This is a genomic window from Enterobacter cloacae complex sp. 370H10 (genome assembly GCF_050031535.1).
GTDB lineage: Bacteria > Pseudomonadota > Gammaproteobacteria > Enterobacterales > Enterobacteriaceae > Enterobacter > Enterobacter intestinihominis.
On the sequence record NZ_JBLGWG010000001.1, the window covers coordinates 3,316,396 to 3,340,068 of the forward strand.

The following is a 23,673-nucleotide window of genomic DNA, read 5'->3' on the forward strand; positions in this document are numbered from 1 at the left end:
CCGGCCTACGGTTTTTGTAGGCCCGGAAAGCGAAGCGCCACCGGGCAATTGGGCGGCTCTGGGGCTGATGCCCTCACCCCGTCCCTCTCCCACAGGGAGAGGGAGAAAGGCGAAAGATTACTTCAACGAGCCTTTCAGGAACTGCTGCAAACGCGGGCTTTGCGGGTTCGCCAGCACTTCGTCCGGATGCCCCTGCTCCTCAATCTTGCCCTGATGCAGGAAGATAACGTGGTTAGAAACGTTACGGGCGAAGCCCATCTCGTGCGTCACCACCACCATCGTTTTGCCCTCTTCCGCCAGCTTCTGCATGATGCGCAGCACTTCGCCAACGAGTTCCGGATCCAGCGCGGAAGTCGGTTCGTCAAACAGCAATACTTCCGGCTCCATCGCCAGCGCGCGGGCGATGGAAACACGCTGCTGCTGTCCCCCTGACAGGTGCACCGGATATTTGATCTGCTGCCGCTCGTCGATCCCCACTTTCGCCAGGTATTTCACCGCACGCTCGCGGGCTTCCTGCTTGCTTAAGCCGAGCACCTGAACCGGCGCTTCCATCACGTTCTCCAGCACCGTCATGTGGCTCCAGAGATTGAAGTGCTGGAATACCATTGTCAGACGCGTACGCAGCAGGCGCAGCTGATTTTTATCCGCCACTTTAAGCTGACCGTCTTTATCACGGACCATGTTGATGTTCTGTCCGCTCACCACAATCGATCCTTCGCTCGGCTTTTCGAGGAAGTTGATGCAGCGCAGGAAGGTACTTTTACCTGAACCTGATGAGCCGATAATACTGATCACGTCGCCCGCGTTAGCCTCCAGCGACACCCCTTTCAGCACTTCATGTTCGCCGTAGCGCTTGTGCAAATCAATTACGTTTAATTTGTTCTCAGCCATCATAAATTCTCAGTGCGTCGACGGTTTTATATGCTGCAACCAGCGTTTTTCAGCCTTACGGAACAGGCTGATCAGGACGTAAGAAATGATCAAATAGAGCACTGCCGCAATACCAAACGCCGTAAACGGCTGGTAGGTGGCAGAGTTAATATCGCGGGCAATCTTTAACAGATCAGGTACCGTGGCGGTAAACGCCAGTGCCGTCGAATGCAGCATTAAAATCACTTCGTTGCTGTAGGCCGGCAGCGCAATACGCAGCGCCGAAGGCAGAATAATACAGCGGTAGAGCTTCACGGACGAGAAGCCGTACGCGCGCGCCGCCTCGATCTCACCGTGCGGCACAGAACGGATGGCCCCGGCGAAGATCTCGGTGGTATAGGCGCAAGTATTGAGGGTCAGCGCCAGCACCGTACAGTTCAGACCGCTGCGGAAGAACGCGTTCAGCATCTCGGTGCCTTTCACGATCTCCAGCGTGTACATTCCGGAATAGAACACCAGCAGCTGCACGTACAGCGGCGTACCGCGAAACACGTAGGTGAACAGCCAGATCGGAAACTGGATAAATTTATTGTTCGACACGCGGCCAATGGCGAGAAACACCGCCAGAATGCCGCCCATGACCACCGAGGAGATCAGCAGCCACAGCGTGATCGCCACGCCAGTAAAGCGGTAGCCATCCGTCCACAGCAGGGATTTCCAGTACTCCTGAATAATCTCAATCACAGGTCAGCCCTCTTCACACCCACGGAGTAGCGACGTTCGAGCAGAAGCAGCACACCATTGGAGACGGTCGTAAAGACCAGATAGATTACGCCGCAGACCACCGCAAAATAGAACGGTTCCCAGGTACTTTTACCCGCCAGCTGCGTGGCCTTCACCACATCTTCCAGACCCAGCAGGGAGACCAGCGCCGTTGCCTTGAGAATAACCTGCCAGTTGTTACCGATGCCCGGCAGCGCGTAGCGCATCATGGCCGGGAACATGATCCGGCGAAACGTTTGTGAGGAGGTAAAACCGTAGGCGGTCGCCGCTTCAATGTGCCCTTTCGGCACGGCCATGTAAGCGCCGCGAAAGGTCTCAGTGAAATAAGCACCGTAGATAAAACCAAGGGTAATAATACCGGCCACCATCGGGTCGATATCGATCTGATCCATGCCGATGGCATCCGTGACGCCGTTAAGTGCGATTTGCAGGCCATAAAAGATCAGCAGCATCAGCACCAGGTCAGGCACGCCGCGAATCAGCGTGGTATAGCCTTCAAATATCAGCGCCAGCGGTCTGTTGGCGGATAACTTTGCCCCCGCGCCCGCCAGGCCTATCAGCACCGCCAGCACCACGGAGCTGATAGCCAGCTCAAGGGTGACAAGCGCGCCCTGTAAAATAACGCCAGAAAATCCGTACAGCATACCGCGTGCCCTGTCGTCTCGTGAGTGGTGGAACCGTGTCTTTTCCCCTCCCGCAACGGGAGGGGCCGCACGTTATCAGACGGGGCGATTAGCCGCCGTAAACATTAAAATCGAAGTACTTTTTCGCCAGCTTGTCGTAAGTGCCGTCCGCGCGCATCTCGGCGAACGCTTTGTTCAGGGCTTCACGAAGTTCGTTGTCTTCTTTCCGCAGGCCCATACCGGTGCCAACGCCAAAGAGTTTTTCGTCCTTAATGGACGGACCGCCGAACTTGTAATCTTTACCCACAGGCTGTTTCAGGAAGCCTTCGCTTGCCGCCACTTCATCCTGGAATGCCGCGTCAATACGGCCTGCCGTCAGGTCTGCGTAGATGTTTTCCTGACCCTGGTAAGAGACAATTTCAATCCCCTTTGGCGCCCAGTGCTCGTTACCGTAGGTTTCCTGCGTCGTACCCTGCAACACGCCCACGCGTTTGCCCTTCAGAGATTCAAGGGTTGGCTGAATGTCAGAGGATTTCGCCACCACCAGACGTGAGTCAGCCGCGTAGAGTTTGTCCGTGAAGGCAATCTCCTGCTGACGTTTTTCGGTGATAGACAGGGAGGACATGATCACGTCAATTTTTTTCGCTTTCAGGGACGGGATTAGCGCGTCCAGCGGGTTTTCAACGTAGGTACATTGCGCTTTAATGCGTTTGCACAGCTCGTTAGCCAGATCGATGTCAAAACCGACCAGTTCCCCCTTCGCATTTTTCGATTCGAAAGGCGCGTAGGTTGGGTCAGTCCCAATACGAATTTTCTGCGGAATGGCTGCGAATGCTGCGGTGGCGCTGGAAAAGGCCAGTACCAGAGAAAGTGACAACACCAGTTTTTTCATATCTGTCCTCAACAAACTGTCTAAATACGAGATTTTACGACTACGGGGTGCCGTTAATGTGCCATTAATCCCCTCACTCAGGCAAAGATTAATGCCTCTGAACGGGAATTTTTGCATTTAAAATGCTTAACTATGCACACGGCGGTCCAATATGGTGCATTGCTTGCACCATACTGGAACACTTCCCCTAAAGATGCACCACATCAGTGCATCCCGTTCAGGCATTAATCACCGTAGACGTTAAAATCGAAGTATTTCTTCGCCAGTTTGTCGTAGGTACCGTCTTTACGCAGCTCGTTAAACGCTTTGTCGAAGGCGGCTTTCAGCTCGGTATCATCCTTACGCAGGCCAATACCGGTGCCGTCGCCAAAGTATTTTTTATCTTTAACTGACGGGCCAGCAAAGGCGTACTCTTTACCCGCAGGCTGCTTCAGGAAGCCTTCGCTCGCGGCGACTTCATCCTGAAACGCGGCATCCAGACGGCCTGCCGCCAGGTCAGAGTAGATCAGATCCTGGTTCTGGTAGGCGACCACATCGACGCCCTTCTCGCGCCAGTTGGCGTTCGCGTAGCCTTCCTGGGTTGAGCCCTGAAGCACGCCAACATGCTTACCTTTCAGCGAGTCGATGGTCGGCTGGATTGGGGAACCTTTCGCGGCAATCAGACGTGAATCGGCAGCGTAGAGCTTCTCAGAGAAGGCGATCTCCTGCTGACGTTTTTCCGTGATGGAGAGAGAAGAGATAATAGCGTCGATTTTCTTGGCTTTCAGCGACGGGATCAGCGCGTCAAAGTCACTGCCCACCCATGTGCATTTCACTTCCATGCGTTTGCACATCTCATTTCCCAGATCGATATCAAACCCCACGAAATCGCCTTTCGCATCCTTGGAGGAGAATGGCGCGTAGGTTGCGTCTGTACCGATACGAACTGTCTGTGGTAGCGCTGCATAGCTACTTGCTGCTGCACTCAAGCCCACGAGCAAAGACAGAGCCAGAACCGTCTTCTTCATACATTTACCCTCAAGAACCGTGATTTTATTATGGTTTATGTTGTGTGTTGTGTTGCAGGCTGCTCTTGCAGGTCTTATGCCACATTGTCGTCGGGTTAAAACTACGACGTTAAATATGTTAATAAAACGTTGCGATACTGCCTTAATGGTGAAAGATAGCAGGTCTGCCGAACGAACCGGAAAGAGAAAAAGGGAAAAAGCGAATTAAATGTCGAGGATATGATCGCGGTTGCAGTTTTGCCCTGAAACAGGGCAAACAGTCATTTCATGCACCTTGTTTGTGCACAGCCTCACGCCCCCTGCCAGCGGGTAAAGAGATCTTCCGGCAGGTCTATATCGAACTGATCCAGCACGCGGTTAACGGTCTGGTTGATGACATCGTCCAGCGTTTGCGGACGATGATAGAACGCGGGGACCGGCGGCATTATCACAGCTCCCAGTTCGGCTGCCTGCGTCATTAAACGCAGATGTCCCAGGTGCAGCGGCGTTTCCCGCACGCAGAGCACCAGAGGACGACGCTCTTTCAGCACCACGTCCGCCGCACGCGTCACCAGCGTGTCGGTATAGCTGTTTACGATACCGGAGAGGGTTTTAATCGAACAGGGCAAAATAACCATGCCGGCCGTTTTAAACGAGCCCGAAGAGATGCTGGCGGCGATATCGCGGGCATCGTGGACAACATCAGCCAGCGCCTGAACGTCGCGCAGAGAGAGATCGGTTTCAAGAGAGAGGGTCTGACGCGCCGCCTGGCTCATCACCAGATGGGTTTCTACGCCTGCAACGTCACGCAGCACCTGTAACAGCCGGACGCCATAAATCGCGCCGCTGGCACCGCTGATCCCTACAATGAGTCGTTTCATGATTTTTGCCCTTGCTGATTTCAGGGCTGACTGTGCAGGATTTTACGGGGAGTTGCAAGTGAGGGCGAGCCCCCTCACTTGCCGGAGCATTAACCTTCGTTGTGCATCTCTAAGCTTTCGAGATCGTTTTGCAGCTGGACGGCTTTCGCATCGTCGTTACGCAGAGAATCAAGGTAGTCGAGATACTGCTGGTCTACGTCTTTTGTCACGTAGATCCCATTGAATACCGAGCATTCGAACTGCTGAATATCCGGGTTCTCGGCGCGCACCGCGTCGATCAGATCGTTCAGATCCTGGAAAATCAGGCCGTCGGCCCCGATGATCTGGCGAATCTCATCCACTTCACGACCGTGAGCAATCAGCTCATTAGCGGTTGGCATATCAATGCCATACACGTTCGGGAAGCGAATTTCCGGCGCTGCGGAGGCGAGATATACTTTCTTCGCCCCGGCCTCACGCGCCATCTCGATGATCTGCTCAGACGTCGTGCCGCGCACAATGGAGTCGTCCACCAGCAGCACATTCTTGTCGCGGAACTCGGCACGGTTAGCGTTTAGCTTACGACGTACGGACTTACGACGCAGTTGCTGGCCCGGCATGATAAAGGTGCGGCCAACGTAGCGGTTTTTCACGAAGCCCTGACGGTACGGCTTGTCCAGAATACGGGCAATTTCCAGCGCGATATCACAAGAGGTTTCAGGGATTGGGATCACGACGTCGATGTCGAGATCGTCCCACTCGCGGGCAATCTTCTCGCCCAGCTTCGTCCCCATGTTGACGCGCGCGCTGTAAACGGAAATCTTGTCGATGAACGAGTCCGGACGCGCGAAGTAAACGTATTCGAACAGGCACGGGTTGCTCACCGGGTTGTCGGCGCACTGACGGGTAAACAGCTGGCCCTTCTCAGTGATGTAGACCGCTTCGCCTGGCGCGACATCACGCAGGAATTCGAAGCCCAGAGTGTCCAGCGCCACGCTTTCGGAGGCAACCATGTACTCGGAACGGCCATCGCCGAGGTCTCGTTTGCCGAGCACCAGCGGGCGAATGCCGTTTGGATCGCGGAAGGCCACCATGCCGTGACCGATGATCATCGCTACGCAAGCGTACGCGCCACGGATCAGGCGGTTAGTCGCGGCAACGGCGGCAAAAATGTTGTCTGCTTCCAGCGGATAATGGCGGAAGTTATCCAGCTCGCTGGCAAAGATATTGAGCAGGATTTCAGAATCAGAGGTGGTGTTAATGTGGCGACGTTTCTCTTCGAACAGCTTTTTACGCAGCTCGTGGGCATTGGTCAGATTGCCATTGTGGGCAAGCGTGATGCCATACGGGGAGTTAACGTAAAAAGGCTGAGCCTCAGAGGCGCTGGAACTGCCAGCAGTAGGATAACGAACGTGACCGATCCCCATATTACCTTGCAGACGCTGCATATGGCGGGCTTCAAACACATCGTTTACCAGGCCATTCGCCTTGCGTAAACGGAAGCAGTTGTTTGCATCAATGGTGATGATACCCGCAGCATCCTGCCCACGGTGCTGAAGCACCGTTAACGCGTCATAAATCGACTGGTTTACCGGCATGAAACCGGCGATACCGACAATACCGCACATTCGTCTTTTCCTCGTTAAGCCACATCTCAGGGTTTATGCCCTGGGCAAGAAACTCGACGAGCTTTGCAGATAGTCAAAGAACCATCTGATGATGAAGCTGAACTCCGGAATGAGCTGCGATTTTTGCCAGTCTTCACTTTTGGAGAACCCGGTAAAGGTATCCAGGAAGAACAGGATCGCGGCCACAATGAGCACGCCTCGCAACGCGCCGAAACAGATGCCGAGCACCCTGTCCGTTCCTGACAGACCGGTTTTCTCGACCAGCTGACCTATCACGTAATTGACGATAGCGCCGACAATCAGCGTCGCGATAAACAGCACCGCGATGGCGATTCCGTTTCGGACCAGTTCATCTTCAAAGCCCGTGAACCAGACAGACAGGTAAGTGTAGTAATGACTGGCAACAAAGAAAGCACAACCCCAGGTTACCAGCGATAACGCTTCACGAACAAAGCCACGGATCAGGCTAACCAGACAGGAAAAACCAATCACCGCAATGATGGCGTAATCAATCCAGACCATATGTGTCCCACGATTAAACGCCCTGTCATCCAGTTCGGGGCGAATTCTAACAGAAAAAGAAAACGTTTGCGTAGGGATTTCCTTCCCACGCGTAAATAAAAAAGGCGCTGAAAAAATGCTCAACGCCACCGCACCTTTGACGTTTCTGTGAACGTCTGCCCCCCCTCACCCCGGCCCTCTCCCTCAAGGGAGAGGGAGCAAACCATCCCCTCGCCCCTTTGGGGAGAGGGTTAGGGTGAGGGGGTAATTTCTGTCAGTTTGCGCTGAAGTTCATCACCACACCGCTCAGGCCGGAGATTTGCTTCAGCTCGCCAAGCGAACCTTTGAGCTTATCTTTAGACGCATCCGGCCCCACGAGGATACGGGTAATTTTACCCTGTACCGGCGTGGTGGGTGAAGTATAAACACGGTATCCCGCGCCGCGCAGTTTACTCACAATCTCATTGACCTTATCTGCATTTTTCAATGCACCGAGCTGAACGACATAGGCTTTGCCGGTAGGGGCCGCGTCCTGTTTCGCCGGCGGTGGCGTTTCTGAAGCGGCTGCCAGTTGCTCGGCCGCTTTATCCCGCTGCGGTTTCGGCTGCGGCTTCTCCACCGGTTTCGGCTTCTCAACAGGCTTAGGCTGTTCTACCGGCACCGGATCAATCTCGATGTTATTGTTCGTCGCCAGACGCGACGGGTCAAGAGACGGTGCGGCTGCATCACCTGCGCGCACCTCTTCCGCTGCGCCTTCAGGCGGCTGGGCTGGCAGCGCCTGCGTTGCCGCTGGCAGCATATCGGGCTCGTCGCGATCGCCCGGTTTGGGTACCAGCGGAATGGCCGCAAATTCATCCTGGTAATGCTTTTTCTGCCCGTCGAGCAATCCCGGGAGAATAATCACCCCGAGCGCGACCAGCACAATGGTTCCTGTTAAACGGTTCTGAAACTTACTCGCCACCGGTTCTCCCCGCGTCCATCACTTCCATGACATGTGCCACCGTGTGGAATGACCCACACACCAGCACGGTATCTTCTGGTTTAGCCTCCGCCATCGCGGCACGCCAGGCCGAAACCACACTGCTGTAGATTTCGCCTTTGCCGAGATGTTCCATCAACTGCTCAGCAGTCGCGCCGCGCGGCCCTTCCAGAGGAGCACAATACCAGCTATCGACCACACTCTCCATGCAGGCCAGCGTGCCGCCGATATCTTTATCATGAAGCATACCGATAACCGCCAGCACGCGCCCGGTTTTTGGTAACGATTTGAGACGTCCTGCGAGGTACGCCGCCGCATGCGGGTTATGTGCAACATCCAGAATCAGACGCGGTGACTCACTCACAATCTGAAAACGTCCCGGTAACAGTGCGTTCTGAATGCCATCGCGGATTGCCTGCTCGCTTACCGCTAATCCGCTGGCGCGCAGGGCTGCCAGCGCAGTCGCCGCGTTAGGCTGTGGCACCTGCGGCAGCGGCAGATTCTCCAGCACGCCCTGCGCGTCGCTGAAGCGCCAGCCGTTGTCCTGCACCTCATTCTGCCAGTCCACGCCGCGACGCAGCAGTCGAGCCCCCTTCTCTTTCGCCACTTCAGCGATGGTATGCGGCATGTCCGGTTCGCCAACCACGGCAGGCTTATTGGCCCGGAAAATACCGGCCTTCTCACGGCCAATGCTTTCGCGGTCGGGCCCCAGCCAGTCGGTGTGATCCAGCGCGATGCTGGTGATGACGGCGACATCCGCATCTACCATATTTGTGGCATCCAGACGCCCGCCCAGCCCCACTTCCAGGATCACCACGTCCAGCTGCGCCTGCTTAAACAGCCACAGCGCCGACAGGGTGCCGTATTCGAAATAGGTTAATGAGGTATCGCCGCGCGCGGCTTCGATAGCGGCAAACGACGCCGTATGGGCCGATTCGGCCAGCTCGGTGTTTTGCACCCGCACGCGCTCGGTGTAGCGCACCAGATGCGGCGAGCTGTAAACGCCTACCTTATAACCGGCTGCCATCAGGACAGATTCCAGCGTGCGGCAGGTGGTGCCTTTACCGTTAGTGCCAGCCACGGTAAACACGAAAGGCGCAGGTTTCAGCACGTCAAGGCGCGCGGCAACCTGGCTTACGCGCTCAAGGCCCATGTCGATAGTTTTACTGTGCAGGTTTTCCAGATAAGAAAGCCACGCGGCCAGGGGCGACGTGGCTTGAGGAATGCTTTTATTTTCCATGATGCCCGGTTGTCATTAACGGTTTAGAAAGCAAAAGGGCAGCGCCATTTGGCCCTGCCCTTTTCAGTTATCAGGCCTCGGGTTCCTGATCCGGTACCACCACGCCTTCGCGCGGCTCGTCCGGGCTCGGCGACGGCAGATTCATCAGCTTCGCCAGGACGCTTGCCAGTTTGAGGCGCATCTCCGGGCGGCGGACGATCATGTCGATAGCACCCTTCTCAATGAGGAACTCACTGCGCTGGAAGCCCGGCGGCAGTTTCTCACGTACGGTCTGCTCGATAACGCGAGGACCGGCAAAGCCGATCAGCGCTTTTGGCTCAGCGATGTTCAGGTCGCCCAGCATCGCGAAGCTTGCAGAAACGCCGCCCATGGTTGGGTCGGTCAGTACCGAGATGTACGGCAGACCGCGCTCCTGCATTTTCGCCAGCGCGGCAGAGGTTTTCGCCATCTGCATCAGGGACATCAGCGCTTCCTGCATTCGTGCGCCACCGGAGGCGGAGAAGCAGATCAGCGGGCAGTTGTCTTCCAGCGCCTGCTCAACGGCACGCACGAAACGCGCACCAACCACAGAGCCCATTGAGCCGCCCATAAAGGCGAACTCAAACGCGGCGGCAACCACCGGCATCTCATGCAGGGTGCCTTTCATGACGATCAGCGCGTCTTTCTCGCCGGTCTCTTTCTGTGCAGAGGCCAGACGATCTTTGTATTTTTTGGAGTCGCGGAACTTAAGCACATCTTTTGGCTCCAGTTCGCTGCCCAGTTCTACCAGAGAACCTTCGTCCAGCAGGCTATGCAGGCGGTTGCGCGCCGACATACGCATATGGTGGTCACACTTCGGACACACCTCAAGATTGCGTTCCAGCTCTGCGCGATACAGAACCTGGCCGCAGCTATCACACTTCGTCCATACCCCTTCAGGAATGCTCGCTTTACGCGTTGGGGTAATGTTGCTTTTAATTCGTTCAATCCAGCTCATTGATAACCTTTCTGCCTGAACCTGGTCGTATGCCAGTTTTGCTGTAAGAGGCGAATAATGCCATTTTTGCCTCCAACAGACCATGAATGTTGCACATTAAAACATAACAGCCCGAAACTTTGGATAAAAAAGTGGTCGAACCGCCAGCGTGCATTTACTTCGCTTGTTTTGCCGCCGCGCGTTTGTGACGAATAATTTCGATCACACCCGGCAGAACGGAAAGCACAATAATCGCTACAATCAGTAACTTAAGGTTTTCCTGAACCACCGGCAGATCGCCAAACAGGTAGCCCGCATAGGTAAACAGCAGTACCCACAGCAGCGCGCCCACCACGTTGTACATGGCAAAATGACGATAGGACATGTGACCCATTCCCGCCACAAACGGTGCAAATGTGCGCACAATAGGCACAAAACGGGCAAGGATAATGGTTTTACCGCCATGGCGCTCATAGAATGCATGGGTCTTATCTAAATAACTGCGGCGGAAAATCTTCGAGTCCGGATTACTGAACAACCGCTCGCCAAACACCCGCCCGATAGTGTAGTTGACCGCATCACCAATAATCGCGGCGATGATCATCAGGACGACCATCAGATGGACATTCAGGTCATTCGTTGGCAGTGCGGATAACGCGCCCGCCACGAACAGCAGTGAATCTCCCGGCAGGAACGGCGTAACTACAAGGCCGGTTTCACAGAACAGAATGAGGAACAGAATGGCGTATACCCAGACGCCGTACTGCGCGACCAGCTCCGCCAGGTGAACATCAATGTGCAGGATGAAATCAATCAGAAAACGTATTACGTCCATATTGTCTAAGCCCTAATTGCGCCTTTGTTTAGTCCGCTAAAAACAGCGGGCCCATTGGCGGTTTTGGCAGGTCGAACCGGTCCGGATAATCCACCGAAACCAGATACAGACCTTCCGCTTTCGCCGTTGCTGCCGCAAGCGTTCTGTCCTTCGCTGCCAGCAGTTCTGCAATCCAGCTCTCCGGCTGGTGTCCGGCGCCCACTTCCATCAGGCTGCCTACAATATTCCGCACCATATGATGTACAAAGGCATTGGCTTTGATATCCACCACCACATACGCGCCATAACGACTGACGTTAATGTGCATGACGTTACGCCACGGCGTACGGGACTGACACTGCACCGCACGAAACGACGTAAAATCATTCTCTCCAATCAGACACTGCGCCGCACGCTGCATACGTTCTGCATCCAGCGGTTCATAAAAATGCGTCACGCCCTGGCTTAACACCGCCGGACGCAGGCGCTGGTTGTAGATGACATAACGGTAGCGCCGCGCCGTCGCGCTGAAACGCGCGTGAAAATCATCCGGCACAGCTTTCACCCAACGCACGGCAATGTCACCAGGCAAATTCGCATTTACACCCAGCGTCCAGGCCGCGTCTTTGCGCACGGCGGTGGTGTCAAAATGCACCACCTGCCCCGTGCCGTGAACGCCGGCATCGGTGCGGCCCGCACAGAAGACGCTTATCGGTTCATTCGCCACCTGAGAGAGCGCTTTCTCCAGCTTCTCCTGGACGCTGCGCACCTCATTCTGCCGCTGCCAGCCATAGTATTTACTGCCATCGTATTCAATGCCGAGGGCAATTCTGTGGACCGGCTTTTGTTCCACATCTGACATCAGTACAGATACTCCTGCACCAGTTTTTCCGCGATTTTGACCGCCATCAGCGCGCCGCCAAAACGCACGTTGTCGGCAACGGACCAGAACTGCACCTGCTCAGGCATACCGTAATCGTTACGCACGCAGCCCACAGAGAGATGCGCGCTGCCGGTAGCGTCGCCCACCTGCGTCGGGAATTCACTCTCTTCGGACAGGACAAGGTCCTCTCCGCGGCCAAACGCGTCGCGGGCTTCTTCAGCCGCCAGCGGACGCAGGGCTTCAAACCCGACCATCTGCGCGTGGCCGTAAAAGACCGGAGACTGCACGACGTTCGCGGAGATCATCAGACCGTCATCCTGCAGAATTTTGCGTGCTTCATCGACGATACGACGCTCTTCCCGCACCGAACCTTCACGATCCGGCAGCAGCGGCAGCATGTTGAACGCCAGCTGGCGGCCAAAGAAATCATCTTCGTCGATCGGGATACCGTTCAGCAGCTTCGCGCTCTGCCCTGCCAGTGCGTCTACGGCTTTTTTGCCGTTAGCGGAGGCTGACAGCAGGCTGGTCACGGAAATACGCGACAGGCCACCGTCGTCGATCAGCGGCTTCAGCGCGGTCAGCAGCTGGCTGGTGAGGCTGTTCGGTACTGCAATGATATTGCGGTTGCGGTAGTCAGCCAGCACAAACGGGTTGACGTCCGGCACCACCAGCGGCACATCCGGCTCCAGGGAGAACAGGCCGCTCAGGTCGATCACCAGACAGCCTGAATTGGTCGCTTCTTCAATGTAGGATGCCGTAGCTTCCGCACCTGCGGCAAAAAACGCCAGCTGAGCCTGTGTCCAGTCAAACGCGGCGGCATCCTGCACCATCACGGATTTCCCGCCGAAACGCAGATGTTCTCCTGCGCTGTCGGTACGCGCCAGCGCGTAAATGTCGCCCACCGGGAACTGACGCTCAGCAAGGGTTTCAAGCAGGGCTTCGCCCACGGCGCCAGTGGCACCCAAAATGGCAATGTTCCAGCCTTCAGACATGGTGGTTTACTCCAGAAATAAAAAAGCGTCCCTGCCGGAATATCCGACAGGGAGCATTAAGAAGACATTAACGTGCCGGGTGGTGAACGGCGTTAAATCCCAGCTGATGCAACAGCGCCGCCGCGGGGGCGTCATCGCACATCACATACAGGGAGGACCACTCGCGGCGCTCAAGGTAATTTTTGCGCAGCTTGTCAAACTCACCCGGAATACCCGCCACTTTACGCAGCAGCGCGTCATCGCGGCGCACATCATACACCAAATGCACCAGTCTTTTCAGCGTTGCCTCATCCAGCGGTCCATGAAGGGTAATGCGACCAAATTCCGGGGCAGGCAGCAGCGTATCCAGCGCGACCTGCTGCGGATGGCCGATAAAGGCGCTGTAAGCCTCAAACACCTGGGTTGTGCCACGCGCTTTGCCTTCAAGGGTATAACCCGCGATATGTGCGGTACCCACGTCCACCTTATTCAGCAATGCGACGTTGAGATCCGGCTCTGGCTCCCAGACGTCCAGTACGACGCTAAGATCTTGTCCCTCGTCGAGACATGTCAGCAGCGCCGCGTTATCCACCACCGGTCCCCGGCAGGCATTTATCAGAATAGTGCCAGCCTTCAGACGGCGGATCAGCTTTTCGTCGGCCAGGTGCAGAGTCTTGTACGGCCCTTCTTTAAAGAGCGGCGTATGGAAGGTGATGACGTCGCACTCGTCGACCAGCTCATCCAGCGTGCGGAAATCGCCCTCATCGCCGTTATCCTTACGCGGCGGATCGCACAGCAGAGTGCGGATGCCCCAGGCTTCCAGACGCTTTTGCAGACGTCCGCCCACGTTGCCCACACCCACAATCCCGACGGTGCGGTCTTTCAGCGCAAAACCATCGCGCTCGGCCAGCATCAATAGCGAGGAGAATACATATTCCACGACGGCAATGGCGTTACAGCCTGGTGCCGCGGAAAAACCAATCCCCGCCTGCTTAAGCCACTGGTCATCCACATGATCGGTCCCGGCCGTTGCCGTCCCGACAAATTTAACCCCTTTGCCGGTGAGCAGCGCCTCATTTACTTTGGTCACCGAGCGCACCATCAGGGCGTCTGCATCGTCCAGTTCGCTGACCGGAATCGGGCGACCAGGGACAGCCTTAACCTCACCCAGGCGGCTGAACAGCTCACGGGCGTAAGGCATATTTTCATCAACGAGGATTTTCACGTCTGAGTACCTGTTTGAGAGGAAGTAAACCTGCCAAGTGTGCCATAATCTCGCCGCCGGGCATATATCTCCGCCCGGTTACGCAGAGTTTGACTTTAAGGATTTTTGACGATGCAGCCCATTTCAGGTACGCCTCCGCGCCCTCCGGGTGAAGGCCCCGTAACGCCCAACACGCCAGGCGAACAACCACTCTCCACGCAGCAACGCACCGTACTGGAGCGTCTTATCACGCGTCTTATTGCGTTGACCTCACAGCAAAACGCAGAGGTATGGGCCGGCGTTAAGCACGATTTGGGCGTCAGAAACGATGCGCCGCTACAGTCGCGCCATTTCCCTGCCGCCGAACAAAACCTGAACCAGCGTCTTACCAGCGCACAGCAGCAACATACTACCCGCCAGATTATCTCGCAGCTGACCGAGCTGTTGGGCCAGGGGAATAATCGTCAGGCGGTGAGTGATTTTATCCGTCAGCAATACGGTCATACCGCCCTGAGCCAGCTTTCGCCGGAACAGCTGAAAACCGTGTTGACCCTGCTGCAAAGCAATCAGCTTTCTATCCCGCAGCCGCAACAGCGCCCGTCTACAGAACGGCCATTGCAGCCTGCGGAGCATAATACGCTCAAGCAGATGGTCACTAAGCTGGCTGCCGCCACCGGCGAACCGACAAAGCTTATCTGGCAATCCATGCTGGAACTTTCCGGTGTGAAAGCGGGCGAGATGATCCCGGCAAAACAGTTTACCCATCTGGTCACCTGGCTCCAGGCGCGTCAGACGCTCAGCACCCAGAGCGCTCCGACCCTGCACAGCGTACAGGCGGCACTGAAACAACCGCTGGAACCGCACGAGTTCGATATGATCCGGGATTACGCCCAGCAGAGCTGGCAGGCGACACCGCAAACCGTGCTGACCACCGCGCAGGTACAGGATTTACTGAATCAGATCTTCATTCGCCGCGCCGAGCGGGAAGGCGGTGTACCGGAGGTAAGAAACATTCAGCCGATCTACAACCCGCTGTTTGCCCCCGTTGTTGACACGTTCAAGACGCTTTCTGCCCGTCCGGGATTGATGTTTATCGCGTTGCTGATTGCGCTGGCGATTTTCTGGCTGGTTGCTTAAAACTGCCGGGTGGCGGCTACGCCTTACCCGGCCTACGGTTCGCGCGGTTGTAGGCCCGGTAAGCGGAGCGCCAACGGGCAAAAACTACGACCTGCGAAACGCCACCAGCGTCACCACAATCCCCACCACCGCTGACACCGCACCGGCCAGGAAGACGGACGGGTAGCCAAACGAGGTGGCTAACACCCCGGCCAGCGGCCCGGTGATGCCGTAAGAGATATCCTGAAACGCCGCATAGCCGCCCAGCGCCGTGCCGCGCACCTGCGGAGCCACGCGCTTAACCACTTCAACGCCCAGCGCCGGGAAGATCAGTGAGCAGCCGCAGCCGGTTAACGCCGCACCCAGCAGCGCAACGGATGCGGACGGCGCCTGCCAGAGCAGTACCAGACCCACGGTCTCAATGACCAGTGACGCCACCGCCACCTTCACGCCGCCAAAGCGATCCGGCATCCAGCCAAACAGCACGCGCATCAATACAAACGCGCCGCCAAAGGCCGTCAGCGTAAAGCCCGCCATCGCCCAGCCGCGGCTCATGAAATAGAGGGAGACGAAGGTACCGATAACCGCAAAGCCCACTCCCTGAAGCGCCAGCCCAAGCCCCGGTTGCCAGATTTGCCCCACCACGCTCCACAGCGAAGGACGCTCGCCTTTATGGGCGGGCACCTTGCGCACCGAACCGTTAAACGCCCACGCCAGCAGCGGTAATACCATGGTGGTGCCTGCCAGCACCGCAAAACCAAACTGGCTGTGGATCAGCAGCCCCAGTGGTGCGCCTGCCGCCAGCGCGCCGTAAATCGCCATCCCGTTCCAGGACATCACTTTTCCGGAACGCGCAGGTCCCACCAGCCCCATTCCCCAGGTCAGGGTGCCGGTCAGCAGCTGGCTTTCGCCAAAGCCGAGGATCAGGCGCCCTGCCATCAGCAGCGCGAATTTATACGCTGCATCTATCGGCAACAGCGCCGCCAGCAGCCAGGCTCCCCCCGCCAGCCCGCAGGCAAACATGCCCTGCAACGCCGAGCGTTTTGCGCCGTGCTGATCCGCGAGGCGACCGGCGTAGCCCCGGGTTAATACCGTCGCTAAAAACTGAATGCCCACCGCAATACCGACCATGGTGTTGCCATAGCCCAGCTCCTGGTGAACGAACAAGGGGATCACCGGCAGCGGCAGACCAACGGTCATGTAGGTCAGAAACACCGCAAAGGCGATGCGGAAGAGGGAAAGGTTCCCGGAAGGAGCGCTCTTCTCAGGGGTAACAGCCGTCATGCATAACTCCGTGTTCAGGCATAAAAAAAGGGAGCCGCGTGGCTCCCTTCTACTATATCTTCAAACGCTTACGCTTTCAGCTTACGCATCACCAGCGTGGCGTTGGTGCCGCCGAAACCGAAGCTGTTGGACATAACGGTCGTCAGCTCACGTTCGGTGGTTTCGGTCACGATGTTCAGGCCTGCCGCCTGCTCGTCCATCTCGTCGATGTTGATGCTTGGCGCGATAAAGCCGTTTTCCAGCATCAGCAGAGAGTAGATCGCTTCCTGCACGCCCGCCGCACCCAGAGAGTGACCGGTCATGGCTTTGGTTGCAGAGATAGCCGGACTGTTGTCGCCGAACACTTCACGGATCGCACCCAGCTCTTTCACGTCACCTACCGGCGTTGAGGTGCCGTGGGAGTTCAGGTAGTCGATTGGGGTATCAACGCCGTGCATCGCCATCTTCATGCAGCGCACCGCGCCTTCGCCGGATGGAGCAACCATGTCAGCGCCGTCAGACGTTGCGCCGTAGCCCACGATCTCAGCGTAGATGTGCGCGCCACGCGCCAGCGCGTGTTCCAGCTCTTCAACCACAACCATACCGCCGCCGCCAGCGATAACAAAACCGTCGCGGTGTGCATCATAGGTACGGGATGCTTTGTCTGGCGTTTCGTTGTATTTGGTGGACAGTGCGCCCATCGCGTCGAACTCACAGGCCATTTCCCAGCCCAGCTCTTCGCCGCCGCCAGCAAATACGATGTCCTGTTTGCCCAGCTGGATCTGCTCAACCGCATTACCGATACAGTGTGCGGAGGTCGCACATGCGGAGCTGATGGAGTAGTTCACACCGTGGATTTTGAACGGCGTTGCCAGGCACGCGGAAACCGCTGAACCCATGGCTTTGGTCACAACATATGGACCAACCGCTTTCAGGCCGCGCGGGCTGCGCATGGCGTCAGCACCGAACACCTGAGCTTTAGAGGAACCGCCGGAGCCTGCAATCAGGCCCACGCGTGGGTTGTTCTGGTAAGCGTCTTCGCTCAGACCAGAATCCTTGATCGCTTCCTGCATGGAAAGATAGGCGTAGATAGAGGCATCGTTCATGAAACGAACCACTTTACGGTCAATTAAACCGGTGGTATCCAGTTTAACGTTACCCCATACGTGGCTACGCATTCCAGAATCTTTAAACTCTTCAGAGAAAGTGATCCCGGAGCGTCCTTCACGCAGAGATGCCAGGACTTCCTGCTGGTTATTACCGATGCTGGAAACGATGCCCAGGCCAGTAATCACTGCACGTTTCATTCAATACCTCTGTAAGTCGCACTATAAAAAGTTTCGAGTCGCACAATAGCGTACACTTGTACGCCGAACAAGTCCGATCAGCGATTTTCTGTGGAAATTTGCACCGATGGGCTCACATCGCTAAGATCGTGCCACTGCCTGTCGGACGAGTAACTTACGTGAAACAAAATGCCATACAACCTGCCAACCTCGAATTCAACGCTGAGGGTACACCTGTTTCCCGAGATTTTGATGACGTCTACTTTTCTAATGATAACGGACTGGAAGAGACGCGCTATGTCTTCCTCGAAGGAAATCATCTCAGCACCCGCTTCCCTGAGCATCCGCGCAGCCTGTTTGTCGTCGCGGAGAGCGGTTTCGGCACCGGGCTGAATTTTTTGACCCTCTGGCAGGCCTTCGACCAGTTTCGCGCTGCACACCCCGAGGCTACCTTACAAAGATTACATTTCATCAGTTTCGAAAAATTTCCGCTTACCGCGCACGATCTGCGGCTTGCCCATCAGCGCTGGCCGGAGCTTGCCCACTGGGCGGAACAGCTTCAGGCCCAGTGGCCACCGGCTATCGGCGGCTGTCATCGTCTGATTCTGGACGACGGACGCGTCACGCTCGACCTGTGGCTTGGCGACATTAACGACCTGACCGATAAGCTCGATGACTCAATGCATCAGAAAGTGGACGCCTGGTTCCTGGACGGTTTTGCGCCCGCCAAAAACCCTGACATGTGGAGTCCGCACCTGTTCAGCGCAATGGCACGTCTGGCACGCCCGGGCGCGACGCTTGCCACCTTCACCTCGGCGGGCTTTGTCCGCCGTGGGTTGCAGGAGGCGGGGTTTACCATGCGGAAAACCAAAGGCTTTGGCCGCAAACGCGACATGCTGGTGGGGGTGATGGAACAGGATCTGGCGATCCCGGCACAGGCACCCTGGTTTGCTCGCCGCCCCAGTGCGTCGCGTGAGGTCGCCATTGTGGGCGGAGGTATTGCCAGCGCCCTGCTCTCACTGGCTCTGCTGCACCGTGGCTGGCAGGTGACGCTCTACTGCGCTGACGAGGCACCGGCGATGGGTGCATCAGGCAACCGTCAGGGCGCGCTTTATCCCTTATTAAGTTCACACGATCCAGCACTGTTCCAGTTCTTCCCGGCTGCGTTTACGTTTGCTCGTCGCCTTTACGATAGCCTGCCGGTTGCGTTCGACCACGACTGGTGCGGTGTGACGCAGTTGGGCTGGGATGAGAAGAGCCAACAGAAAATCACCCAAATGCTGTCGCTGGGGCTGCCGGAAACCATCGCCCATGCAGTGACGGCTCAGCAGGTTGCTGAGACCGCTGGCGTCGACACCGGCTGCGGCGGAATTCAGTATCCACTCGGCGGCTGGCTGTGTCCGGCTGAACTGACTTCTGCGGCGATAGCCCTCGGGCAGTCGCGTGGGTTGACAGTGCATTATGCCCATAAGGTTCAATCGCTAAGCCGCACTGCGCACTGGGAACTGCGTTTTGCTGACGGCAAAGCGTCGCAGCATGCCAGCGTTGTGCTGGCCAACGGACATCACATCACTCAGTTTACCCAGACAGCGTCATTGCCGGTTTATCCAGTCGGCGGCCAGGTGAGCCATATCCCGACCGCGCCCGAACTGAGCAAACTGCGTCAGGTGCTGTGTTACGACGGCTACGCGACGCCGCAAAATCCGTCCAACGGCCATCACTGCATCGGTGCCAGCTATCATCGCGGTGAAACAGATATTCAGTACAGCGAAGCGGATCAGCAGCAAAACCGCCAGCGCCTGCTCGACTGTTTCCCGAATGCGTCGTGGGCGAAAGAGGTTGATGTCAGTGAGGGTCAGGCGCGCTGCGGCGTACGCTGCGCGACCCGCGATCACCTGCCGATGGCGGGAAACGTGCCGGACTATGACGCCACGCTTGAAGTCTATCAGGATCTTACAGACAACAAAGAAACGGCGGTAAGTGCGCCCGTTTATCCGGAACTGTTTATGTTGGGTGGCTTAGGCTCGCGGGGATTATGCTCTGCGCCATTGCTGGCTGAAGTGCTAGCCGCGCAAATGAGCGATGAGCCGGTTCCGCTGGACAGGGTTACGCTCGCGGGGCTTAATCCGAACCGACTGTGGGTGCGGAAATTGCTGAAGGGGAAAAGGGTTAAGTAGGGTGCGGTCTGGTGTCCTCACCCTGGCCCTCTCCCCAAAAGGGAGAGGGAAAAGAAGGCGGCAACTTAGCGTTTAGCCTGCTGGAACAAATTGTCCCACATGCCCAGCACTAAAGACTGGTCGCGTGGAGACAGTTCCCCGGCCAGAATGGCTTTTTCAAGGCTGCGAGTAACTTCCGCGTGAACGGCGTCGGCAGAGTGATCGTCCCCTGCTTCCAGCGCGGCTACCGCCAGCGTCAGGTGACCACGCAGATAACCGCTGGCGAACAGCTCATCATCGCTGGCGTGTTCCACCATGTCATCAATTAACGCCAGAATGCGTGATTCAAATTCTGCGATCATCTTCTTTCCTCTGTTATAAATCTTCCGGCCACGGGAAGCATTCCGCCGTGATCTCCGGCGTATGGTAATAATTTTGTAAAGCCTTGATCAGGCGTGCCGGACGTTCCGGGATGCCTTTCTCAAGATATTCCATCACCTGCGCATGCACGCGGCGCTGGAAGACGATACGGTCTGGCTCGAAGTCGCCTTCAAGGTTGTCACAGCTGACGTTGAACGGGAAACCCGCCGCCACGCAGAACAGCCACTCCAGCGCCTGCGGTTTCACCTCCACATCTTCGAACTGCCCCTGGGTGGCGGCGTCGCGCCCGTCCGGGCAGTACCAGTAACCAAAGTCCACCAGCTCGCGACGCGCTTTCCCCGCGATGCACCAGTGCGAAATCTCGTGCAAACCGCTGGCGTAAAAGCCGTGGGCAAAGACGATGCGGTTGTATGGAACCTGGTCATCAGCAGGAAGATAGATCGGTTCGTCGTCGCCTTTAATCAGACGGGTATTAAAATCATCAGCAAAACAGCTGTCGAAGATCTCAATCAGCTGTTCGTATGTATGCGTACTGTTCATTAGTTCATCCCCAACCAGGTGAGGATCTCCTGTCCATGGCTGTCATAAAGAAGTTTGGCGCTCATCACCGCCGAGACGACAACAATCATCGGGCGGATCAGCTTTTGCCCTTTGCTTAATACCAGACGCGAGCCTGCGCGCGCGCCCAAAAACTGCCCCGCCATCATCACAAATCCGGTAGCCCAGATAACCTTGCCGCCAATGATAAACAGCAGCAGACCGCCAACGTTGGAGGTTGCGTTGAGGACTTTGGCGTGGGCGGTGGATTTGGCGAGGTTGAACCCGGCCAGCGTCACGAATGCCAGCGCGTAAAACGAGCCTGCTCCCGGACCAAAGAAGCCGTCGTAAAAACCGACGCAGCCACCGGCAATCAGCGCAAACGGCAGGCCGTGCAGTCGCCGCGCCCGGTCTTCCTCGCCGAGCTTTGGCATCAGTAAGAAATAGAGGCCAATACAGATAACCAGAATCGGCAGGATCTGGCGCAGAATGTCGGACTGTACGTGCTGGACCAGCAGCGCGCCCGCCGTCGAGCCAATAAACGTCATCAGGATATTGAGCTTCTGATCGGCGAGATTCACCACTTTGCGCCGAACAAAGTAGAGCGATGAGGAGAGCGAACCGCCGCATGCCTGGAGTTTGTTGGTGGCAAGCGCCTGGGCAGGGCTCATGCCTGCCGCCAGCAGCGCCGGAACGGTGAGCAACCCGCCACCGCCCGCCAGGGCATCGATAAATCCGGCTAACATCGCAACAAAAAAGAGCACCGCCAGCAGCAGCGGTGACACCATAAACAGATCGACGAAATTATCCATTAAAGTACATGCTCATCCAGTAGCGCCTGGCAGGAAGGCGGCAACGGAGGCGGTGTCTTCTTCTCAGGCTTAGAGGTTCCAGGCTTGGCCGGTTCAAACCAGCTTTGCAGTTCGTAACCGCAACCATCGCCAGGCGGTGGCAGCGGCTGATCTTCACATTCCAGGCTGTTCGCCGGACAGCGCAGGCGAACATGCATATGCGCCCGGTGCTGGAACCACGGGCGCACTTTACGCAGCCAGTCGCGATCCGTTCCCGCATCCAGGCAAAGCTGCTGCTTGATGGCCGGGTTAACAAAGATCCGTGTGACGTCGTTATCCTCTGCCGCCAGCTTAATCATGCTGGAAATTTCCGGCGACCAGCGCGAGGCGACGACCCGTTTACCGTCGGCCGAGACCAGATCCAGCGCCTGCGGTTTCAGCAGCTGCGCTGAGCTCCAGCGCGTTTTCGGCAGTTGCAGGAAGATGTCCACATCCAGTCCGGTCTGGTGGCTGGCGTGACCGCCGTTGAAGCGACCACCTGCAGGCATCCCCATATCGCCAATCAGCATCGTCCCCAGCCCCAGGTTATGCACCTGGTTGCCAAGACGCTGAATAAACAGCACCAGGTCAGGATGGCCGAAGTAACGGCGCTGGTCGGTGCGCATCACCTGATAGGTGTCCGACTGCAGCGGAAGTTCCTGCGCGCCGACGATACACCCGTTGGAGAAAGCGCCAATGGACTGCGCGCTTCCCGCTACCGGGTGGGTGATTTTCTGCCACGGCGTGGCGGCCAGGCTTGCTCCACTGGCCAGCAGCGCCAGCAGAGCGATTGCGGTTTTTTTCATAGTTACCAGCGTGGAATGGTGGTCGACACATCCGCATTCTGCGCGCGCTGGCGCAGGAAGTGATCCATCAGCACGATCGCCAGCATCGCTTCTGCGATCGGTACCGCGCGGATCCCCACGCATGGATCGTGCCGTCCTTTGGTGATCATCTCTACTTCATCGCCTGAGCGGTTAATCGTGTGGCCCGGCACGGTAATGCTGGACGTTGGCTTCAGCGCGATATTGGCAATAATTTGCTGCCCGCTGCTGATGCCGCCCAGAATGCCGCCCGCATGGTTGCTCTGGAAACCCGCCTTCGTGATTTCGTCGCGGTTCTGGCTGCCGCGAAGCTTAACCACGTCAAAACCGTCGCCGATTTCAACGCCTTTCACCGCGTTGATGCTCATCAGCGCGTGGGCGATGTCAGCGTCGAGGCGGTCAAATACCGGCTCGCCCCAGCCAGCCGGCACACCGTCGGCCACCACGGTGACTTTCGCACCAATGGAGTCGCCCTCTTTTTTCAGGCCACGCATCAGCTCGTCCAGCGCGTCCAGCTTGTCGGCATCTGCGCAGAAGAACGGGTTAAGTTCTACCTGATCCCAGTCTTTGATTGCCAGCGGAATGTCGCCCATCTGGGTCAGACAGCCGCGGATAACGATGCCGAATTTCTGCTGGAGATATTTTTTGGCAATCGCACCTGCCGCCACGCGCATCGCGGTTTCACGCGCGGAAGAACGTCCGCCGCCGCGATAGTCGCGAAAGCCATATTTTTGTTCGTAGGTATAGTCGGCGTGGCCCGGACGGAAGACGTCTTTAATCGCGCCGTAGTCCTGGGAGCGCTGATCGGTGTTTTCAATCAGCAGACCAATGCTGGTCCCGGTGGTACGGCCTTCAAAAACGCCGGAGAGAATTTTGACCTGGTCCGGCTCGCGACGCTGCGTGGTGTAGCGAGAGGTACCCGGACGACGGCGGTCAAGGTCATGCTGTAAATCGGCTTCGGTCAGTTCGATGCCTGGCGGGACGCCATCAACGATACAACCCAATGCCAGACCGTGCGACTCGCCAAAGGTGGTCACACGGAATACCTGTCCAATACTGTTTCCTGCCATCACGGCTCCGATGTTGTTGTT

24 protein-coding genes are annotated in these 23,673 nt (G+C 56.9%); 2 read left to right on the forward strand and 22 right to left on the reverse strand.

The features are described from left to right. Positions 1–117: 117 nt before the first annotated feature. The 15 genes from hisP to pdxB form a co-directional block, all read right to left on the reverse strand. Positions 118–891 (reverse strand): histidine ABC transporter ATP-binding protein HisP, encoded by a 774-nt coding sequence (gene hisP / locus ACQG2Q_RS16330; RefSeq protein ID WP_003861426.1) that lies wholly within the window; start codon positions 889–891, stop codon positions 118–120. A 9-nt stretch (positions 892–900) separates the two neighbouring features. Continuing rightward, the gene (locus ACQG2Q_RS16335; protein ID WP_003861424.1) at positions 901–1,614 is read right to left on the reverse strand and encodes an ABC transporter permease; all 714 of its coding nucleotides are present in this window, start codon (positions 1,612–1,614) and stop codon (positions 901–903) included. Continuing rightward, positions 1,611–2,297, reverse strand: coding sequence for a histidine ABC transporter permease HisQ (locus tag ACQG2Q_RS16340; RefSeq protein WP_006811404.1), 687 nt, complete (start codon positions 2,295–2,297; stop codon positions 1,611–1,613). Before ACQG2Q_RS16340 ends, ACQG2Q_RS16335 begins: the two co-directional genes overlap by 4 nt. Before the next feature lie 88 nt (positions 2,298–2,385). Beyond that, positions 2,386–3,168, reverse strand: a complete 783-nt coding sequence (gene hisJ / locus ACQG2Q_RS16345) for a histidine ABC transporter substrate-binding protein HisJ (RefSeq protein ID WP_003861421.1) — start codon at positions 3,166–3,168, stop codon at positions 2,386–2,388. A gap of 224 nt (positions 3,169–3,392) precedes the next feature. Beyond that, positions 3,393–4,175: a lysine/arginine/ornithine ABC transporter substrate-binding protein ArgT gene (gene argT, locus ACQG2Q_RS16350; protein ID WP_015572255.1), complete on the reverse strand. Its 783-nt coding sequence runs from the start codon at positions 4,173–4,175 to the stop codon at positions 3,393–3,395. Positions 4,176–4,465: 290 nt separating this feature from the next. Next, positions 4,466–5,035: a UbiX family flavin prenyltransferase gene (locus ACQG2Q_RS16355; RefSeq protein ID WP_015572254.1), complete on the reverse strand. Its 570-nt coding sequence runs from the start codon at positions 5,033–5,035 to the stop codon at positions 4,466–4,468. Positions 5,036–5,124: 89 nt separating this feature from the next. Beyond that, complete coding sequence (purF, locus tag ACQG2Q_RS16360) at positions 5,125–6,642, reverse strand: amidophosphoribosyltransferase (RefSeq protein ID WP_006811407.1); 1,518 nt, start codon at positions 6,640–6,642, stop codon at positions 5,125–5,127. A gap of 33 nt (positions 6,643–6,675) precedes the next feature. Then, a complete protein-coding gene (cvpA, locus tag ACQG2Q_RS16365) occupies positions 6,676–7,164 on the reverse strand; it encodes a colicin V production protein (protein ID WP_000262116.1) in 489 nt (162 codons plus the stop codon). A 253-nt stretch (positions 7,165–7,417) separates the two neighbouring features. Then, positions 7,418–8,104 (reverse strand): cell division protein DedD, encoded by a 687-nt coding sequence (dedD, locus tag ACQG2Q_RS16370; RefSeq protein WP_063150327.1) that lies wholly within the window; start codon positions 8,102–8,104, stop codon positions 7,418–7,420. Then, on the reverse strand, positions 8,094–9,362 hold the full coding sequence (gene folC / locus ACQG2Q_RS16375; RefSeq protein WP_063849952.1) for a bifunctional tetrahydrofolate synthase/dihydrofolate synthase: 1,269 nt from the start codon (positions 9,360–9,362) through the stop codon (positions 8,094–8,096). The genes dedD and folC overlap by 11 nt, the downstream gene beginning before the upstream one ends. Before the next feature lie 70 nt (positions 9,363–9,432). Then, a complete protein-coding gene (gene accD / locus ACQG2Q_RS16380; RefSeq protein WP_022648854.1) occupies positions 9,433–10,338 on the reverse strand; it encodes an acetyl-CoA carboxylase, carboxyltransferase subunit beta in 906 nt (301 codons plus the stop codon). A 154-nt stretch (positions 10,339–10,492) separates the two neighbouring features. Then, a complete protein-coding gene (locus tag ACQG2Q_RS16385) occupies positions 10,493–11,152 on the reverse strand; it encodes a DedA family protein (protein WP_006811410.1) in 660 nt (219 codons plus the stop codon). Positions 11,153–11,180: 28 nt separating this feature from the next. Then, the gene (gene truA, locus ACQG2Q_RS16390; protein ID WP_001286071.1) at positions 11,181–11,993 is read right to left on the reverse strand and encodes a tRNA pseudouridine(38-40) synthase TruA; all 813 of its coding nucleotides are present in this window, start codon (positions 11,991–11,993) and stop codon (positions 11,181–11,183) included. Next, on the reverse strand, positions 11,993–13,006 hold the full coding sequence (locus ACQG2Q_RS16395) for an aspartate-semialdehyde dehydrogenase (protein ID WP_023306649.1): 1,014 nt from the start codon (positions 13,004–13,006) through the stop codon (positions 11,993–11,995). Before ACQG2Q_RS16395 ends, truA begins: the two co-directional genes overlap by 1 nt. A gap of 67 nt (positions 13,007–13,073) precedes the next feature. After that, entirely contained in the window at positions 13,074–14,210 is a 1,137-nt protein-coding gene (gene pdxB, locus ACQG2Q_RS16400) for a 4-phosphoerythronate dehydrogenase PdxB (RefSeq protein ID WP_023306650.1), read from the reverse strand. A 111-nt stretch (positions 14,211–14,321) separates the two neighbouring features. Between pdxB and flk the strand changes: the two genes are divergently transcribed. Next, a complete protein-coding gene (flk, locus tag ACQG2Q_RS16405) occupies positions 14,322–15,326 on the forward strand; it encodes a flagella biosynthesis regulator Flk (RefSeq protein ID WP_048965796.1) in 1,005 nt (334 codons plus the stop codon). Positions 15,327–15,410: 84 nt separating this feature from the next. Here flk and ACQG2Q_RS16410 read toward each other — a convergent pair whose 3' ends face one another. Together ACQG2Q_RS16410 and fabB are read right to left on the reverse strand one after the other, a co-directional pair. Next, positions 15,411–16,589 (reverse strand): MFS transporter, encoded by a 1,179-nt coding sequence (locus tag ACQG2Q_RS16410; protein ID WP_063849951.1) that lies wholly within the window; start codon positions 16,587–16,589, stop codon positions 15,411–15,413. Between the two features lie 68 nt (positions 16,590–16,657). Then, complete coding sequence (fabB, locus tag ACQG2Q_RS16415; RefSeq protein WP_022648859.1) at positions 16,658–17,875, reverse strand: beta-ketoacyl-ACP synthase I; 1,218 nt, start codon at positions 17,873–17,875, stop codon at positions 16,658–16,660. Positions 17,876–18,033: 158 nt separating this feature from the next. On the opposite strand from fabB, the gene mnmC reads away from it, so the two are divergent. Beyond that, the gene (mnmC, locus tag ACQG2Q_RS16420; RefSeq protein ID WP_022648860.1) at positions 18,034–20,031 is read left to right on the forward strand and encodes a bifunctional tRNA (5-methylaminomethyl-2-thiouridine)(34)-methyltransferase MnmD/FAD-dependent 5-carboxymethylaminomethyl-2-thiouridine(34) oxidoreductase MnmC; all 1,998 of its coding nucleotides are present in this window, start codon (positions 18,034–18,036) and stop codon (positions 20,029–20,031) included. Between the two features lie 65 nt (positions 20,032–20,096). Here mnmC and ACQG2Q_RS16425 read toward each other — a convergent pair whose 3' ends face one another. The 5 genes from ACQG2Q_RS16425 to aroC are packed head-to-tail and all read right to left on the reverse strand — an operon-like array spanning position 20,097 to position 23,652. Continuing rightward, on the reverse strand, positions 20,097–20,372 hold the full coding sequence (locus ACQG2Q_RS16425; protein ID WP_022648861.1) for a YfcL family protein: 276 nt from the start codon (positions 20,370–20,372) through the stop codon (positions 20,097–20,099). A 13-nt stretch (positions 20,373–20,385) separates the two neighbouring features. Beyond that, positions 20,386–20,931, reverse strand: a complete 546-nt coding sequence (locus tag ACQG2Q_RS16430; protein ID WP_063849949.1) for an elongation factor P hydroxylase — start codon at positions 20,929–20,931, stop codon at positions 20,386–20,388. Then, entirely contained in the window at positions 20,931–21,740 is an 810-nt protein-coding gene (locus tag ACQG2Q_RS16435; protein WP_022648863.1) for a sulfite exporter TauE/SafE family protein, read from the reverse strand. The genes ACQG2Q_RS16430 and ACQG2Q_RS16435 overlap by 1 nt, the downstream gene beginning before the upstream one ends. Then, complete coding sequence (mepA, locus tag ACQG2Q_RS16440; protein WP_003861385.1) at positions 21,740–22,564, reverse strand: penicillin-insensitive murein endopeptidase; 825 nt, start codon at positions 22,562–22,564, stop codon at positions 21,740–21,742. Before mepA ends, ACQG2Q_RS16435 begins: the two co-directional genes overlap by 1 nt. A gap of 2 nt (positions 22,565–22,566) precedes the next feature. Continuing rightward, the gene (gene aroC, locus ACQG2Q_RS16445; protein ID WP_022648864.1) at positions 22,567–23,652 is read right to left on the reverse strand and encodes a chorismate synthase; all 1,086 of its coding nucleotides are present in this window, start codon (positions 23,650–23,652) and stop codon (positions 22,567–22,569) included. Between the last annotated feature and the right edge of the window lie 21 nt (positions 23,653–23,673).